This window comes from Robinsoniella sp. RHS, from assembly GCF_001029355.1.
Taxonomy (GTDB): Bacteria; Bacillota; Clostridia; order Lachnospirales; family Lachnospiraceae; genus Robinsoniella; species Robinsoniella peoriensis.
Window position 1 is genome coordinate 16,750 of sequence record NZ_JNGB01000017.1, and the last position, 15,430, is coordinate 32,179.

The following is a 15,430-nucleotide window of genomic DNA, read 5'->3' on the forward strand; positions in this document are numbered from 1 at the left end:
ACTCCTTTCTGAAGTTTATTTTACCATCCAAAGCTGACAGGGGCCTTTATCAGATCTTACTTTTTTCTTACTTCATTACGGGATTTCCGTTAGCGCCGGCAGAGTGACTTGAAAGCATGTTCCCAGGGTCTGTGAACTGGTTACATTTATTTCACCATGTAAAGCTTCTGCCAGTTCCTTTGTAATGGCAAGCCCCAGTCCGCTTCCTTTGCCTGAACGGGCATGGTCACCCTTATATAAACGGTCAAAAATGTAGGGTAATTGCTCAGGAGGAATATGGCTGCCGTCATTTATAACTGTAATAAGCACTTTTTCGATACGGGGCTCAACAATTATTGAAATGCAGGTACAATGCCCATGGTGGATTGCATTTTGAATAAGATTATTGATTATACGTTTATATGCCATACTGTCAGTAGATATCAGTAAATCATCATCACTGATCTGGGCCCTGACCTCTATGTTTTCTTTTTCCAAACCAGGAAGCCATTCTATAATTATTTCCCGCGTCAGTTCATTGATGTCTACAGTGTCAAAATGGAATTGCTGCTCTTTTGAATTGAGTTTAAACCATTCAAAAAGCATATCAACATAGGATTTCAAATCATTCGCCTTTCGATATGCCACAGTAATATATTCCTGTTGTTCTGTTTTATTCTCCATCCCATTTTCCAGAGCTTCCAGATAGCCAAGCAATGATGCAAGAGGGGTCCTTACATCATGGGAGAGACTGGTTAAGATCTGTTTTTTTGCTTCATCTACTTTATTCAGATAGGTAATTCTCTTTTTATTTGTTTCTATAATCTCATTTAACTCATAGCCGATATCAGACATGATTCCGGAACCTTTGGTAAAAATCTTTTCTTGTTTGCCCTGGGAAACAGCTTGAAGAATGGAAAGCCAGTCTTCCGTCTGTTTCCTAAGACGGCTAATATAAAGAAACTGTCCAAAGCATAAGAGAAGCAAAAGGAAAATCACAAATCCTGTCATAACGAATCACCGCCAAACTTATATCCCACACCCCAGATTGTTAAAATATAAGTCGGCTTTTCAGGGCAGGGTTCTATTTTTTTACGTAATCTGCGGATGTGTACCATAATATTATTATCGTCAAAAGCATATTCATCATCCCAAACTGCGCGGTAAATCTGTTTTTTAGTAAATACCTTGCCCCTGTTGCAGGCGAAGAAATACAAAAGATCAAATTCTTTAGCGGTCAGGTCAATGACAGTGTTGTTTTGGCGCACTTCATGTGCAGCCGGATCAATATGGAGACTGCCAATATCCAATACGGGATCTGCCAGTTCCATGGAAGAATTAAATAAGGTGTACCTTCGTAAAAGTGATTCAACACGGGCAATAAATTCATTATTGCTGAACGGTTTTGTGATGTAGTCATCCGCACCCATACGCAGTCCGGATACTTTGTCTATCTCGCTGTCTTTGGCAGTCAGCATCAGGATAGGTACATGGCTTGTTTTTCTGATTTCAGTCAAAACTTCAAAGCCGCTTTTTTGGGGAAGCATAACATCCAGTACTATCAACTGGTATTCCAAATGTATTGCTTCGGCTAGTCCGCTTTCTCCATCATGGCGGAGCGTTACCTGGTTACCTTCGGCGGTTAAGTTTTTTTTCAGTAACAGACACAGATCTTTATCGTCATCAATTATTAGTATTTTGCTATTCATTTTATACTGTCCTCCCTGTAATTTTTCGGAATTCATCAGATTACATCTGATTGATACATGATTGTAATGCCTTTGTATGAATTTTCGAACAGGCTGCTTTTGCTGTTTATTATATTTCGCATGTGGAAAATAAACAAGGTAATAAATAAAAAAATAAAACCGTTTTATCTGAGGCATTTGGAAATAATCATCTTGACTTTTTGACAGGCGCAATGATAAAATAATAATAATCGAGTGGCAGAAGCGTAAATCCAGATTTGGGTTTGCGCTTTTTTTGTCGTTGATTTATATTGCAGAATGAAATCCGGAATAAATTCTGCGGAACAGCAGGTTGTGGCAGCTTTCCTGAAAAGTCTCCAAATAAAAATAATGGAGGATAATAATGGAGGAAAAAGTAACAATGAACAAAATGGGTACGGAGCCGGTAAATGGACTGATGATTAAAATGGGAGTTCCCATGATTATATCCATGGTTCTGCAGGCATTGTATAATGTAGTGGACAGCTATTTCGTATCGAATATGAAGGATACGGCTGAAATTATCGGCATGGGGGAATATGCGGTTAATGCACTTACCCTGGCATTCCCCGTTCAGATGCTTATGGTTGCAATTGGTGTAGGCACCGGCGTGGGAATCAATGCGCTGCTGGCAAAGAGCCTTGGAGAGGGGAATCGTAAAAAGGCCAGCCGGATTGCGGGAAATGCAATATTTTTAGGTCTCTGTACCTTTCTTGTTTTTTTGATCTTTGGTTTATTTGGTGTAAATGCCTATCTTCATTCCCAGACGACAGACCCGATTATACTGGAAATGGGGCAATCCTATCTTAGCATTTGTACTATCTGGTCCTTTGGAATCATAATGTACACTATTTATGAAAAACTGCTTCAGGCGACAGGAAGGACGACGCTGACTACCGTGGCTCAGGTAGCAGGGGCACTGGTGAATATTGTTTTAGATCCGATTATGATTTTTGGATATTGGGGATGCCCTGAAATGGGAATTAGCGGAGCCGCATATGCAACCATAATCGGCCAGACGGTATCCTTCCTGATGGATGCTATTTTCCATTATGTATTTAACAAAGATATTGATCCGAGTCCCAGATATATAAAACCCAAGGGTGCAATTATCAACGAAATTTATAAGGTGGGCTTACCGGCAATTATAATGCAGGCCCTGATGTCATTTATGACATATGGTGTAAATATTATCTTTGGAGCAGTTTCCAGTGCGGCAGTTACGGCATATGGTGTCTATTATAAAATCCAGCAATTTGTATTTTTTGCTGCTTTTGGAATGAACAACGCATTAATACCAATTATATCATTTAATTATGGAAAACGGGACCGGAAAAGAGTGGATGAAGGAATTAAATATGGCATGTTATATACGCTGCTGATCATGGTTGTGGGATTGCTGGGGCTTCAGATCTTTGCAAATCCGTTATCCGGTGTATTTTCAGTGGCACCGGAAACACAAAAACTATGTGTGATCGCAGTTCGCATCGTGACCCTTGGGTATTTGTTTGCAGGTGCAAATATTGCATATCAGGGGATTTTTCAGGCATTGGGCTGTGGCATTAGATCTTTGATTCTTTCGCTGCTGCGGTTAATAGTAGTTGCGTTACCGCTGGCATGGCTGTTCACAAAATTTGCAAATGCCCCGGTTCTGATCTGGGTATCTTTCCCGGTTGCAGAAGGTGTAGCCTTATTGGCAGGGATCCTGTTTATGAAACAGATTTCTGATCAACAGCTGAAAGGTCTGCTATAGGGTTTCGAAATAATAGTTGTTATAAAATTTAATCTCAAAATAAAGGTTATATCTATCCATTTTGTAAATTACATGCTATGATAGGAGATATAAAATCTAAAGAGTATACGACTATCTATACACGTATACAGATGAAGGAGCTGAATAGTATGAGACTGGTAACACGTTCCGACTTTGATGGTTTGGTTTGTGGTGCGCTGCTTAAAGAAGCAGGAATTATTGATCATTGGAAGTTTGCACATCCCAAAGATCTTCAGGATGGTCTGGTGGAAATCAGAGAGGATGACTGCCTTGCCAATGTACCTTATGTAGAGGGGTGTGGGTTGTGGTTTGACCATCATTCCAGTGAATTTGAGAGAAACGAGCTGGAAGGCAAATATAAAGGGGAAAGCCGTATAGCCCCATCTTGTGCAAGAATAATTTATGATTACTATGGAGGGAATGAAAGGTTTTCCCATTTTAATGAGATGATGGAAGCGGTAGATAAGGTGGATTCAGGTAATTTGACAATTGATGAAATCCAGAATCCCAAAGGCTGGATACTAATTGGTTTTCTGATGGATCCAAGGACCGGTTTAGGCCGTTGGAGAAATTTTACTATTTCCAATTATCAATTAATGGAAAAGCTGATCGATGCCTGCCGAACCATGGATACAGAGGAAATTTTAAGTCTGTCAGATGTAAAAGAGAGAATTGAAGTTTATTTTGAACAGACGGCTAAATTCAAAGAAATGATAGAGGCGCATACCAGAGTGGAAAAGGATGTAATTATATCAGATCTGAGAGGTGTGGATCCTATATATACGGGAAATCGTTTCCTAATTTACAGCATGTATCCGCAACAGAATATCTCAGCCTGGATTGTTAATGGAAAAGGCGGTAAAGGGTGCTCAGCTGCAGTTGGCTACAGCATTCTGAACCGTACTTCCGATATCGATGTAGGAAGCCTGATGTTGAAATACGGAGGCGGTGGACATAAAGCGGTTGGAACCTGCCAGTTCAGTGATGACAGCATGGATGAGCTGCTTCCTAAAATGCTGGATGAGTTGGTGAATCATAGAGAAACAGGCTCTAATATTCACAATAGAAAATAAACGGGAATGAGGTTCTCCCCAGGTACAACAATACCTAAACTGCTATTAGCTGATGACTTCTGTTTTAGGACAGAAGTGTCAGCTTTTTTATGTGCAAAACCTGAATGGCAGAGATGCAATGAGAAAAAAAGCCGGCAAAATTATTTATCCGGCGCAGAGGAAACATCGTTTAAAGTTTCAAAATAGTAATAAAAAAATAAAAATACAGGAGAGAATATTATGTTGACAAGTTTAGCTTTTATTTTTCTATTGGGAATGCTGCTTAGTTCTATTCTTAAAAAACTAAGGCTGCCGGGTTTGCTTGGCATGCTGATTACCGGAATTGTGTTAGGTCCGTATGTACTTAATCTGTTAGATCCCTCTATTTTGAGTATATCCGCAGATCTAAGACAAATTGCCCTGATTATTATTCTGACAAGGGCGGGGTTATCTTTAGATATCAATGATCTGAAGAAAGTGGGGCGTCCTGCGATCCTGATGTGTTTTGTTCCGGCGTGCTGCGAGATTGCGGGAATGATTCTGCTTGCACCGGGGCTTTTGGGAATTTCTGTGCTGGATGCAGCTATTATGGGGGCCGTTGTGGCAGCTGTGTCTCCGGCCGTAATTGTTCCGAAAATGCTGATGCTCATGGAGAAAGGTTACGGCAGAGAGAACAGAATACCGCAGCTTATTATGGCTGGAGCTTCTGTGGATGATGTATTTGTTATCGTCTTGTTTACCGCGTTTACCGGGCTTGCACAGGGGGGAAGTATCTCGGCTGCCAGTTTTGCACAGGTTCCGGTGTCAATACTTACCGGGATGATTGCCGGTGTTGGTACCGGAATGATACTGGCAGTCCTGTTTGCCAGACTGCATATCAGGGATTCGGGAAAAGTAGTAGTGCTGCTCAGCATTTCTTTTTTAATGGTGGCACTGGAAAATGTGCTAAAGGGAGTAATACCGTTCTCAGGTTTGCTGGCTGTTATGAGTATGGGAATTGCACTTCAAAAGAAGCGCCGTGTTGTAGCGGAAAGATTGTCGGTGAAATACTCAAAATTATGGGTGGCGGCGGAGATTCTGCTGTTTGTGCTGGTTGGGGCAAGCGTGGATGTGAGCTATGCACTGGCAGCAGGCGCATCGGCAGTTTTACTGATTTTTGGCGTATTGTTATTTCGAATGGCAGGGGTATTTCTGTGTATGCTGAAAACGAAATTGTCCGGTAAAGAACGGCTGTTCTGTATGATTGCCTACATGCCGAAAGCAACTGTGCAGGCAGCGATTGGAGGCGTACCTCTGGCATTGGGACTGGGATGCGGTAAAATTGTTTTGACTGTTGCAGTGCTTGCTATTTTGATAACGGCGCCCCTTGGAGCCTTTGGCGTTGACGTGGCTTACCGGAAACTGCTCCCCCAGACACATGACGAAATGTAGCTGAGAGTAATTTGTGGAATTAAAAAAGAACCGTGAATGGTTTTTTTTTAATGATGGTGCATTTATCTTTTAAAATCGTGGTTCATAATAGCAGCAAGAATCTTTCATACTTACATATCCTATCTTCAAGTGACAGAACCATTTCTTTCCTTTTTTTATATTTAAGGTGGAATATCGACAATTGCAGCAACACTTACACATAACAAACACTCCTTTAATATTATGTAATTATTCCGATTATTAACACAACACTGCATTTTGAGTCTACACTAAGTAGATATGTAAGAATATTTGGAATAGGATAAAAAATTTCAATAATTTCGTAAATATGAAAAATAATGGCGTATCAAATTATTTAGTTTCTAATTTTATAATAAAACGATAAGGATCTGTCACTACCTCAAAAATCGGTTTCTCCCATCCTTGTTCTTTCCATGCTTCAATTATTTTACCTATTCCACTGCCAGCCCGGTCCCCGATACCAATCTTACTAAACATTTTAAAAATTGTAGGATTTCTTGGGTCACTTACGCCGCCTGAAAGCATTTCCTCTTTTGAAATTAGGAGTCTTCCCGGATTTGAGATGGAAAGAGAATCAACTTTTTTCCTAATAACAACGCCTTGCCGCCCATAATAATCAGCGTGGATTACTGCATTAGCCAAGGATTCATTTAAGGCATTTTTAATTTTCATTTTACTGCTTTCATTTTTGGCTTTATGAACTGCAAAGCCATTATTGTTTTGAGATAAGAGTAATTGTAGAACATTTTGGTAAAAATCAAATATATTTCCACTAAAAGTACTATCATCAGAAGTCAATCTATATGACCAGCTTTTATTTTTAGATGCTGTTTCTTCTCTATAATCCAAGAAATAGTTAGGAAATTCTTCCCGGATATATGACTCTTTTCCAAACATAAGTAAACCGGCAACTGTAGGAACATATTTTTCTCTTTTATTTGGTTTTAATGCAGATAAATTAATTAGAAAATCTTTTGTAAGCAGTTTTAAGTAAGCAGATTCTGGAGATTTATTCTGTAATATACAACGATATCGCTCTATAGTATCTTGAGAGAATACTGATATATCCATTTTTTCAATTATTGCATCATCATATGGCATTTTTCTACCTTCTATCATTTTAATTTCCTCTTTTTTGAAGTTTCCTTTTTGTCTTTTTACCAGATAAAATATAGTCTAGCATATTTAATTTAAAGGATCAATTCAAGAATGATTCAAGAATTATTCAAAAAAGTTTCAAGATTAAGATAATAGTACGGTTAAATTGTAGCTCGTCCAGGTGTTCATCACCCAACTCTTTTAAGTGCACAGTATTCCATGGCGGGTTTCTCGCAGATGACAGATTTTTTATCTTGTAAATGCTCTGTTTACCTCTTTTAAATATCGTCTGCTAATAGGAATCATATTTCCATTTTTCAAAATGAATCCATATCTGTTATATTCTTTGACATAGTTCAGGTTAACAATGTAACTGTTGTGGCAACGTATAAAAAATGCTGGTTCCAACTGTGGATGTAACTCCGGTAAACTCGATGTTGTACTAACTGTCTCAGTTGTACTCACTACGTGGGTAATTCTCCTGACCCGCTCTAAATATTGGATATTATTAGGTATGAGTATTATCTTATGATTCTTTATTGGGACAATTAATCTTTTCTTTCGAATTTGTTTTTTTCGCTGGACCTGTTTCTCCAGTATAAATGGGAGGGAATTTTCTAATTCTTTTTGTAATCCTCTGGAACGAAAATCTACAAAATTGGTCAGAAAAACAAATGACGTTCGACAGCATATATTTTTTATTTCTTTAGCCATGCCCATACTATCAACGTCAGGGGCAGAGTCCATAAAAAGTAAATCCAAATCAAACATTTCATTTAATATAAAAAAGTAAAGGTCTTTTATATTTGAAAATTCATAGATTTTGAATATTATATTTTGTGGGGCTAAATATTTCGCTACTATCTCTTTGACTGATTGAATCACACTTATATCATTATTACATAAACCAATCCGAAACATATATTTTCTTTATCCTCACTTTTTTAGTTATTTTAAACTTTATAAAAGAATAGCAAATTTCTACTAAAAATGTTCCAATTGGCCTGAAATGTATGAAATTTCTGCCTGAAATGTTAAATCGTGCTGGATTATAGAAAAAACTTATGTTAAACTAATATGAATTTTTAGATAATCATGGAGGTAAAGAATTTGAAAATTGCAATTTGTGACGATGATTCATTAGAGCTTTTCCACATTTCGTCCATTTTAGACCGATACAGGCTTGAAAAGAAAGTGCCTGTTAAATACAAGACTTTTCAAAGTGCAACAGAATTACTTGTCACGATGAAGGCGATGGAATATGAGATAATCTTTTTAGATATACTGATGCCTGGTGTCAATGGGATCCAGACCGCAACGGAAATTCGTCAGGCAAACAATGATGTGAAAATCATATTTCTTACCTCCACTCCGGAGTTTGCCTTTGAAAGTTATGCGGTTAAGGCAAATGACTATTTATTAAAGCCCGCTTCACCGGAAAAACTATTTCCCATACTGGATACCTTGTTATCAGAGGAGCAAAATCCTCAAGAGGGCATTACTCTAAAAACAAAAAAAGGTATTGTGCGTATTTTATTCTCAAACCTGGCATTTGTTGAAGTTATGAGTAAGAAGCTCTATTTTCATCTGTCAAATGGCGATATCCGGGAAGTAACCGCTTCGCTATCGGAGGTTGAGGATAAACTCTTGTGCAGATCTGATTTTATTAAAGTGCATAGATCTTACATTGTCAACTTATGGCAGATAGGCACACTTACCCCAAAAGAACTTGTTACCCACGCAGGCAGAACCATACCTGTTTCACGTCTGCTTTATGCGCAGGTACGGGAGATATATATGGAACACTTGTTTGAAGTGAAGGGGGTAGAGTAATATAGCTGTGGCTGCATCACGTGAAGGTCAGATGCAAAAGTGATACCAATTATTGCGATGACAGCAAATGCCTTTGATGAAGATGTGCAGAAGAGTATGGAGGCAGGAATGTCGGCACATCTGGCAAAACCCATTGAACCTATAGTGTTGTTTCAAACGCTATATGATTTTATATCTGAGTCAGAAGAATCCTGAATATGTTATAGAGTGAGAAACCCCTTTGGGCTGGTGAGAAATCACCAGTCCTTTTTCCTGTGTAAATTCTTTAGACAATAGAAGCATGCTCTTGAATCAACACGCTTCTATGATTTCCCGCTCAAATACAAAGACATAATAGCCGGGCAATTGACCTCCATTATTCAGATCAGAAAATTCTGTGAGCAGCCGCCAATCCTGAGATGCATATTCATTTAACAGAGCTTCTAAATCATCAAATTCCTGTTCTTTTTGTTTTTTACTGCCGCAGTCTTTTAAGATTTCTTTTCTTACCAGTTTATATTCGTGCATCTTATTCTCCATAAATATTATGTTTTTCAAACAGTGACTAATGATAGTATATACATTTGGAGGGATTTTATTAATGAAGCACCTATTCTATTGAAAATATATCTTTCTGCTTTTGCAGGTATTCAATTAAAAAATTTAATTTAAAATCCCTGCCTTCTATAGTATAATAAATCCAGGAAACAGAACCCCGACATAGAATCAGGTTAAATCACCTATTAAATTAAAGGAGACCAGGAGATGAAGATTGACATTTCGAAAATACAGAAAAAACGTTTCCGCTACGAGGATATCTTAAATCTCTATCCGGATATGAATTACCGGCAATTGTTTGATATTCTGGAGGAACTCTGCGAATCAAAACAGATAGCACCAATCAAAAAAAGCGGAAAGACATCCTTTTATCCGGCGGTCTTTCGAGAATATAAAAAGCTGCCGCCTTCGGTAGATTACAGTTGTTACATCGATGAAATTGCGGCGTTGAATCCAAGGCTGAATATCAGCAGGTATCTGGAGAAGCCAGGGGAATTTAAGGAGCTGCGGGACGGAATCTGTAAGCTCAGTGAAATGCTCTGGAAAGATGACCCGCGGCTGCAGCAGAAAATGTCTGTTAAGGAAAAATCCTATGCGATCTGGGGTGATGAGAAATATCTGGAGAGTAAAAGCGGGAGCAGAATCCTGGCTTTTAATCAGTTTGACCAGGTGAGCCTGAATTATTATTATGCGCCGGAGCCGTTTTTTTGCAGGGTATTTGATCAGATTGCGGGTGATGTGATTGTCATTGAAAATAAAGACACATGGTATTCAATTGGTGAAGCATTGAAAAATTCAAAGAATAAAAGATTTTTAGGGGTCAAAGCCGGACTGCTGGTCTATGGAGAAGGAAATAAGGTGACAGGTGAAGCTGCACTGCAGACTTTTGTGACGGAATATGGTTTCGAGAAGAGAAAGATACTTTATGCAGGGGATATTGATATTGCCGGAATCCTTATGTTTTATGGTGCGGTCACTCATAACAGGGAGATTATGATACAACCTTTTATGCCCTTATATAACAAAATGGCCAAACGGGCAAAGAATTTACAGATGCAGCCGACAGATGATAACAGGGGAAGAGACTGGAATACCGGATTCCTGGATTTATTTGAAGAACAAAATCGGGAGGTTGTAAGAAAAGTACTGGATGAAAACAGAAGAATTCCCCAGGAAATACTAAGTTTTCAGGATTATATTGGAATGTGTGATTAGAACAGCTTTCATTACTACAAATGGAATAGAAGAGGAAATTATGTTTGATTTTTTAGAAGGTTTTGAAAAGAGAATGGGATTTGCGGCGGTTGTGGATTCCATTGTCAATCGAAAGAATACGAATATGGAAATTGAGGGCTGGTTTCAGGGAGAAGAATTAGATAATCTGTTCTTCACGCTGCTGGTCTATATTATGGAACAGACTTTGAATGAAAATGATGAATGTACACTGGAAAATATAGCGCGTTTCCTGGATGATATTCTGCCGGTTTATCAGAAGAAATGGCCTTTTGATCAGGTGATGAGGCTGGCTGAATATATGGTGAAAGATATTCTGCAAAATAAAGGGACGGTTAAAAATTATGGGATTATGGATTACGGGCGGCAGTGGCACGATATTCAGGTGCGCCTGATCAGTGATAAGATAACAGCAGATAATAAAATTATATATCAGCTGACGGATCAGGGATATGACTTCTTATTCCGGACAAAAGAAATAGATAAGGAAATGGATTTTAAACTGGAACAGCTAAAGCTGAAGATGCTGCTCAAGAGAAAGAACTATAAACATGCGTTAAAACAGAGCCGGGATTTGATCAACATGCTCCGGCAGAAGAAGCGGGAGATGGAATCCTTCATAGACCGGGTGAGGCAGAATATCCATACCATTGACCGGGGGGAGCATGAAAGGCTGCTTCTGGAGACTTACAATCTGATTGATGAAGAATATGAAGATATGCTGGAAATGAAAGAGGCGGTTGTGAAGGATGAAGACCGGATCGGTCGGGAGATAGAGGAAAGCGGCTATTCGGATGAAACAATGAACAACGCGTTATATAACCTGAATCTGATTAAGCGGAACATTCAGATTGTGATAGGGGAACAGCGGAACCTCATTGGAAAACGTTTTAATATGAATGATATTTATGAAGAAACCATTCGAAACAGCTTTTATGCATCTGTGGTTAAACGGTTTGATTTCCAAAAAGAGATTATGGATGAGATGGAAAAAGTAAATTCAAAGAATGTATCAAATCTCTGGAAACTAATGACCCCTCTGTGTATGCCGTCATTGGACAAGAAAATGAACCTTTCCCTGATTTACCAGAATCAGGGAAAACTTAGAGAGAATGAGGAAGAAGACCATGTGGTGGAAGAAGAGGTTCTGGAAGAGGACTTACAGGCTGCAGACAGAGAAATTAGCAATGCTATGAATTTCCGGGTTATAGAACGGATCTTTAAGTTTGCTGGTGAACGGGGAACTTCTTTTACTTTTTCGCAGTTTTATGAACATATCGTGGAAAAAACCCAGAGAATACATCAGTATACGGAGAATAAAAGAATTTATCTGATTCTGTTAAAGCTGTATGATTATGGGGTTATTGATATAGAATCGTGGAAAAAGCACAGCAGTGAAGATATGATTCCGGATACAAACGGAGAGTTTGACCTGTCCTGGTGTCTCCGGCAGATGGAAGACAGGTATCCGGATTTTTATGGTGTGGAACAGCTGGTATTTGAAAAAAAAGACTTTATTTTTCATGCCGTGTTAGAAGATACGGTTGGAGCAGAAGTGTTATACAGTACAATAGAAATGGCAGATATAGAAATAATACCTAAGATCAGAAGCGAGGTGGGGCAGGATGTTGAAACAGGCATTAGCGATATATAATCGTTTATTAGAAAACGGAGAAATTGATGCAAAAACGGATAGTGAATTGTACATAGAATATAAAAATGAAGAGGTCCGCGAAATTCTGGAGCAGTTTTCAGAAGAATTGAATTTCCGGATTCTGGATACAGGTAATACTATTTATATGATACCGAATCTGGACAATGATGTGCTGGGATATGTGATGAAAGATTTCAGGGAAAACATAGCGACGAACGCAAAGCTGGTCGATGCCTACCTGCAGTGTTATATCTGTATGATGATCTTCCAGATGTTCTACGGCGGAAAGAATACGAACCCAATCCAGCGAGAGTTTATCCAGACCAAAGATCTGATTGAGGTATTGGACCAGAAAATGGAGGGATACCTGGCAGGAGAAGAGGAGGCTCTTTCCCTGGAGAAGGATTACTGCATCAACTTTTATAAAATAGCTCAGCTATGGCAGAATAAACAGATTGGGGACAGTATTGCCAGAAAATCGAAGCTGGGAACGCTGGCACGTGCCTATGCGCAGCTGGAACATGAGAAATTGGTCCGTGTACTGGAAGAAGGCAGAGAAATCAGGCGTACCAGACGCATGGATGACCTGTTTTTATATTACTATCTGGATGAAGCCAGGGTACAGGAAATTCACCAGCTATTTTCACAGGGGGAGAAGATCAATGCCGAAGATTAACCGAATCAGGATCATCAACTTTTCTTACAATAATGATGCCAGAGAGATTCAGGATGAGATGTATTCTTTTTACGACGGAGAAAATGCTCTTTTAAATCTTTCCAACGGAGGCGGGAAAAGTGTACTTGTACAGCTGATTCTGCAGCCCATCATTCCCGACCATAAAATGCAGAAACGTAAGATGATTGAGTATTTTAAAAAGAATACAAGTCCGGCCTTTATTATGATTGAATGGCTGCTGGACAATCCCTCAGTTAAAGATTATCTGATGACCGGAATTGCAATTGCACCAAGGAGCAGCATGAGAAGTGAAGAAAGTAATAAAATTAATTACTTTACCTTTGCCAGTCATTATCAGCAGGCATGCGATTTTGATATCAGCTATGTTCCGTTTGCTAAACGGGAAAATGACCAGCTGGTTCTGATGCCTTTTGAGCGTGCCAGAGAAGCTGTGAGAAAACTGGTTTCTGCTCATCGGGAAATGTTCTATTACAGTAGGGATGATGCGTCCCAGTACCGCAGGATTTTGCAGGATTTTGGGATTTCTCAGGAAGAATGGAAGAATCTCATCGCCCGGATGAATAATGATGAAGGCGGAATAGATGAACTGTTTGAGCGCTGCAGTACATCCGACAGTGTATTTAATGAGTGGATTATTAAAAATATTGAAAAAGCGATTCTGGCACAGGACAGCGGAGAAACCAGCATTCAGGATCTTCTGGAAGGACTGGTGTCAGATACTATAAAAAATGAAGAATACATACAGGCTCAAAAGGTGATCAACGAATATCTCAGGAGGCATCAGGAGATGGAAGAAAGCCTGAATCATGTCTGTCAGAGTCTGGACGTTGTGAATCAGACGGAGGCATTGCTAAATCAGATGCATCAGAGCCTGAAGCGAAAAGGCGCCGGGCAGAAGGCGGAACTGGAACAGATTCATGACAGGCAGTATGAATTGGAGGAAGAAAGGTCCGGGATTTATAAAGAGAAGGCATCCGAAGAATATTATCTTGCCAGTGATAAACTGCAGGAAGTAAAAGAACAGGTTGCAGAAGAAGAAGCAAATGCCAGGGAAATCAAGGCTCAATGCAGTCAGGTACACTTCCGGTATCATTGCCAGCGTGGGGCTAAGCTCTACGGGGAGTGGAAGGTGATACAAGGGGCAGTATCGGCCCTAAGGCAGAAAATCGCAGCGGAACAGGGGGATGCAGATACCAGAATCCGGCTTGATGATCTGCGGTATTCATTGAAATACTGCTTAGAAAAGAAGCAAAGGGAACTGCTGGACGAAATTGAACAATATAAAGTACGAATCACTGTCAATGGACAACGGCAGAAGCAACTATCTGCTGATACACGGGAATACGACAAAAAGATCAGTCAATGTGATGTAAGGATTGGAGAACTGCGTGGATTTGTGACGCGGTTTGAGAAGGAAGAGGAGCAGATTTTCGAAAAGCTGGGTACGGTATTGCTTCGAAATGTCTTAAAAGAGCTGGATAAAACCTCGGTAAATAACCTAAAAAAAGAGCAGGAAAGTCAGGAGAAAGCAAAGGCGGAAGAACTGAAGGACGGGCAGGACAGACTGGTACGGGTAAAGGAGCAGCAGAGGGTCACAGGCCCTTTGATTATGGAAGCGGTGCAGAAAAAAATATCCGTGGTAAGTCACTTGACTAGCTTAACAGAAGAGCAAAACCGCTTTGCATCAGAATATGCACGTTGCAGCGAACTGCTGGATAAATATGAACTTAGCCGGGAATTGATCTATGAGAAAGATGCATTAAATGAGTTCTTCCGGAAGCATACGGCTGACTTAGAGCAAAACAGATATCTGAGGCAGACAGAACGGGATCAGATATTGGATATGATAAAGGGTATTCGCAATAAATGTGTATATCTTCCTCAGACATTGATTCAGGCAATAGAAAATCAGGATATTACCTATCAGACCGGAGAGGCATATCTGAATAATCTGACGGAGGATAAGAGAGAGATTCAGCTTAAGAAAAACCCAATGCTGCCATTTTCCCTGGTGGTGAAAAAGCAGGATATTTCCAAAATAGGGCAGATTCCACTCAAACAATGCCTGCTTAGACAGGTAGTCCCTGTATTATCTTATGAGCATCTGGATACGGTGATGGAGCAGCAGTATCAGCTGGTACAGGCAGGTACGCAGGCATCTTTTATCAGCAGTTACGAAGACGAAATCTTCGTAGATATACAGAGGGAAAAATATCTTAAGGATTTGGAAATCCAGGAAGAGAGGCTAAAAGAGCAGACTGTGCACATTTCAAAGGAGCTGGAAAATGTGCGAAAGGCATGGGATGACCTGAATAATTTCCAATATGGGAAGTCATATGCGGAGCAGTTAAGTAAGGCGGTTTCAGCGGATGAGCAGGAAATAGAGAAGCTTTC

Annotated in this window: 14 protein-coding genes and 1 riboswitch; of the genes, 9 read left to right on the forward strand and 5 right to left on the reverse strand. The window is 39.6% G+C overall.

The annotated features are described in order from the left end of the window. Positions 1 to 75: 75 nt before the first annotated feature. Positions 76 to 990 carry a sensor histidine kinase KdpD gene (locus tag RHS_RS09535; protein ID WP_047833044.1) on the reverse strand — a complete coding sequence of 305 codons (915 nt, stop codon included), beginning with the start codon at positions 988 to 990 and terminating at the stop codon, positions 76 to 78. Next, on the reverse strand, positions 987 to 1,688 hold the full coding sequence (locus tag RHS_RS09540; protein ID WP_044293526.1) for a response regulator transcription factor: 702 nt from the start codon (positions 1,686 to 1,688) through the stop codon (positions 987 to 989). Before RHS_RS09540 ends, RHS_RS09535 begins: the two co-directional genes overlap by 4 nt. A 382-nt stretch (positions 1,689 to 2,070) precedes the next feature. Between RHS_RS09540 and RHS_RS09545 the strand changes: the two genes are divergently transcribed. The 3 genes from RHS_RS09545 (at position 2,071) to RHS_RS09555 (ending at position 5,963) form a co-directional block, all read left to right on the forward strand. After that, positions 2,071 to 3,459 carry an MATE family efflux transporter gene (locus RHS_RS09545; RefSeq protein WP_138002046.1) on the forward strand — a complete coding sequence of 463 codons (1,389 nt, stop codon included), beginning with the start codon at positions 2,071 to 2,073 and terminating at the stop codon, positions 3,457 to 3,459. 149 nt (positions 3,460 to 3,608) lie between these two features. Continuing rightward, positions 3,609 to 4,553 (forward strand): exopolyphosphatase, encoded by a 945-nt coding sequence (locus tag RHS_RS09550; protein ID WP_027291992.1) that lies wholly within the window; start codon positions 3,609 to 3,611, stop codon positions 4,551 to 4,553. Beyond that, a riboswitch (Fluoride riboswitch) is annotated at positions 4,547 to 4,622 on the forward strand. (Overlaps the previous gene by 7 nt.) Before the next feature lie 150 nt (positions 4,623 to 4,772). Then, positions 4,773 to 5,963 carry a sodium:proton antiporter gene (locus RHS_RS09555; protein ID WP_047833045.1) on the forward strand — a complete coding sequence of 397 codons (1,191 nt, stop codon included), beginning with the start codon at positions 4,773 to 4,775 and terminating at the stop codon, positions 5,961 to 5,963. 351 nt (positions 5,964 to 6,314) lie between these two features. On the opposite strand, the gene RHS_RS09560 is transcribed toward RHS_RS09555, so the two are convergent. Together RHS_RS09560 and RHS_RS09565 are read right to left on the reverse strand one after the other, a co-directional pair. Continuing rightward, positions 6,315 to 7,103, reverse strand: a complete 789-nt coding sequence (locus RHS_RS09560; protein ID WP_052377599.1) for an ATP-binding protein — start codon at positions 7,101 to 7,103, stop codon at positions 6,315 to 6,317. Positions 7,104 to 7,331: 228 nt separating this feature from the next. Then, complete coding sequence (locus RHS_RS09565) at positions 7,332 to 8,003, reverse strand: LytTR family DNA-binding domain-containing protein (RefSeq protein ID WP_044293277.1); 672 nt, start codon at positions 8,001 to 8,003, stop codon at positions 7,332 to 7,334. A gap of 189 nt (positions 8,004 to 8,192) precedes the next feature. Between RHS_RS09565 and RHS_RS09570 the strand changes: the two genes are divergently transcribed. Next, a complete protein-coding gene (locus tag RHS_RS09570) occupies positions 8,193 to 8,915 on the forward strand; it encodes a LytTR family DNA-binding domain-containing protein (protein ID WP_242858440.1) in 723 nt (240 codons plus the stop codon). A 39-nt stretch (positions 8,916 to 8,954) separates the two neighbouring features. Further along, positions 8,955 to 9,110: a response regulator gene (locus tag RHS_RS30715; RefSeq protein ID WP_161597288.1), complete on the forward strand. Its 156-nt coding sequence runs from the start codon at positions 8,955 to 8,957 to the stop codon at positions 9,108 to 9,110. Between the two features lie 96 nt (positions 9,111 to 9,206). On the opposite strand, the gene RHS_RS09575 is transcribed toward RHS_RS30715, so the two are convergent. Then, positions 9,207 to 9,422 carry a DUF4177 domain-containing protein gene (locus RHS_RS09575; protein WP_027291967.1) on the reverse strand — a complete coding sequence of 72 codons (216 nt, stop codon included), beginning with the start codon at positions 9,420 to 9,422 and terminating at the stop codon, positions 9,207 to 9,209. Positions 9,423 to 9,659: 237 nt separating this feature from the next. On the opposite strand from RHS_RS09575, the gene RHS_RS09580 reads away from it, so the two are divergent. The 4 genes from RHS_RS09580 to RHS_RS09595 form a co-directional block, all read left to right on the forward strand. Beyond that, the gene (locus RHS_RS09580; RefSeq protein WP_047833046.1) at positions 9,660 to 10,667 is read left to right on the forward strand and encodes a Wadjet anti-phage system protein JetD domain-containing protein; all 1,008 of its coding nucleotides are present in this window, start codon (positions 9,660 to 9,662) and stop codon (positions 10,665 to 10,667) included. A gap of 40 nt (positions 10,668 to 10,707) precedes the next feature. Next, positions 10,708 to 12,339 (forward strand): hypothetical protein, encoded by a 1,632-nt coding sequence (locus RHS_RS09585; RefSeq protein ID WP_047833047.1) that lies wholly within the window; start codon positions 10,708 to 10,710, stop codon positions 12,337 to 12,339. After that, the gene (locus tag RHS_RS09590) at positions 12,311 to 13,015 is read left to right on the forward strand and encodes a DUF6063 family protein (protein WP_027291964.1); all 705 of its coding nucleotides are present in this window, start codon (positions 12,311 to 12,313) and stop codon (positions 13,013 to 13,015) included. Before RHS_RS09585 ends, RHS_RS09590 begins: the two co-directional genes overlap by 29 nt. Beyond that, on the forward strand, positions 13,002 to 15,430 hold a 2,429-nt coding region (locus tag RHS_RS09595), incomplete at its 3' end, for a hypothetical protein (RefSeq protein WP_047833048.1). The genes RHS_RS09590 and RHS_RS09595, both read left to right, overlap by 14 nt.

What these genes read in the sequence shown, in the direction of transcription:
- RHS_RS09565 (WP_044293277.1), bottom strand. Translation starts at nt 8,003, where the DNA reads ATGTTTCGGATTGGTTTATGTAATAATGATATAAGTGTGATTCAATCA.
- RHS_RS09585 (WP_047833047.1), top strand. Translation starts at nt 10,708, where the DNA reads ATGTTTGATTTTTTAGAAGGTTTTGAAAAGAGAATGGGATTTGCGGCG.
- RHS_RS09575 (WP_027291967.1), bottom strand. Translation starts at nt 9,422, where the DNA reads ATGCACGAATATAAACTGGTAAGAAAAGAAATCTTAAAAGACTGCGGC.
- RHS_RS09590 (WP_027291964.1), top strand. Translation starts at nt 12,311, where the DNA reads ATGTTGAAACAGGCATTAGCGATATATAATCGTTTATTAGAAAACGGA.
- RHS_RS09555 (WP_047833045.1), top strand. Translation starts at nt 4,773, where the DNA reads ATGTTGACAAGTTTAGCTTTTATTTTTCTATTGGGAATGCTGCTTAGT.
- RHS_RS09550 (WP_027291992.1), top strand. Translation starts at nt 3,609, where the DNA reads ATGAGACTGGTAACACGTTCCGACTTTGATGGTTTGGTTTGTGGTGCG.
- RHS_RS09535 (WP_047833044.1), bottom strand. Translation starts at nt 990, where the DNA reads ATGACAGGATTTGTGATTTTCCTTTTGCTTCTCTTATGCTTTGGACAG.
- RHS_RS09545 (WP_138002046.1), top strand. Translation starts at nt 2,071, where the DNA reads ATGGAGGAAAAAGTAACAATGAACAAAATGGGTACGGAGCCGGTAAAT.
- RHS_RS09560 (WP_052377599.1), bottom strand. Translation starts at nt 7,103, where the DNA reads ATGATAGAAGGTAGAAAAATGCCATATGATGATGCAATAATTGAAAAA.
- RHS_RS09580 (WP_047833046.1), top strand. Translation starts at nt 9,660, where the DNA reads ATGAAGATTGACATTTCGAAAATACAGAAAAAACGTTTCCGCTACGAG.
- RHS_RS09540 (WP_044293526.1), bottom strand. Translation starts at nt 1,688, where the DNA reads ATGAATAGCAAAATACTAATAATTGATGACGATAAAGATCTGTGTCTG.